The sequence below is a fragment of the Bartonella sp. AD328YNZD genome (assembly GCF_042196425.1).
The window spans coordinates 1-987 of record NZ_JBHIQG010000604.1 but is presented as its reverse complement, the minus strand read 5'-3'; the positions used below and the strand labels follow the sequence as shown (position 1 = coordinate 987).

2 protein-coding genes are annotated in these 987 nt (G+C 37.3%); both read left to right on the top strand.

Going from position 1 to position 987, the window contains the following annotated elements:
- The coding region (gene yacG / locus ACFIO3_RS14000) for a DNA gyrase inhibitor YacG (protein WP_375704678.1) at positions 1 to 126 on the top strand (126 nt) is incomplete at its 5' end.
- 667 nt (positions 127 to 793) lie between these two features.
- The gene (locus ACFIO3_RS13995) at positions 794 to 964 is read left to right on the top strand and encodes a TylF/MycF/NovP-related O-methyltransferase (protein ID WP_375607038.1); all 171 of its coding nucleotides are present in this window, start codon (positions 794 to 796) and stop codon (positions 962 to 964) included.
- Positions 965 to 987 lie beyond the last annotated feature (23 nt).

Below are 987 nucleotides of genomic sequence, written 5' to 3'. Positions count from 1 at the left end.
CAGATGTCACAAAAATCTTCTTATCCTTTTTGTTCCACACGCTGTCGAGCTATTGATCTTAATCGTTGGCTTTCAGGTGCTTATATCTTACCACCCCCACCACAAGTAAGTGATGAAGAAGAGTAAAGAAGAGGCATGTCTTTTGAGAAGCAAATGCTTAGAAAACGTTTTTGTGTGAAAGCTGAAGGGATGGGCGTTGTTTGTTCTAGCGGGGAGGTCTGAGTGAGATATTTTGCGTGTGGCGTTGGAGAGAAGCTTGAGTTTGAGAAGAGGAGGGATGAGGTTAAAGAAATATCTGAGCCTTTTTGTTTAGAGAATTGGGGAAAAGATTGAGTGGTGAGAAATAGGGAGCGGCTGAGGAGATAATGCTTAGTCTGGTTGTTTTGCTGCTGAGGGGATACGAGAAGATTGGCTGTTTTGAGTAGAAGACATTTAGGCATTTGAAGGCATTGGCGTTAAATGTAGTTTTAAATATTTTCTTTTTAGCTCTTCATAAATACCAACAAAAAACAGTAAATTGTCAGTCATATTAAATAAAAATTATCACTTGTTCAAATTGGATCTGTAATAAATACCTTTTTTGAGACAATTATCCTGAAAATCATAGAAGTAAAAAAATCTTCGTCAGTTACTTGAAAGAATGATATTTGTAATAATTGATTTTAGCTTTTCTATCGTATAACCTCAATTGCTCGGCGCCGTTTGATGACGTACAAGAAAATTTTCGGCGTTGTGAATGGCTGAAGAAAATGTGATGTTTCTCAAAAGATGGTCTACAGAGCCTTTACCTTAGTTGCTTTCTGGTTGCCGGTTTAGCGTCATTGATATAGACGCAGATTGGGATCAGTCAACGATGGATGTTTTAATACATATATATCCAAGACTTACCATTGGTGGTTTTGTTATCATTGATAATTATAAATTGCTTTGTTGCAGGAAGGTTGTTGGTGCCTTTAGGGTGTGAGGGAAAAATTGATAGTCCAATCA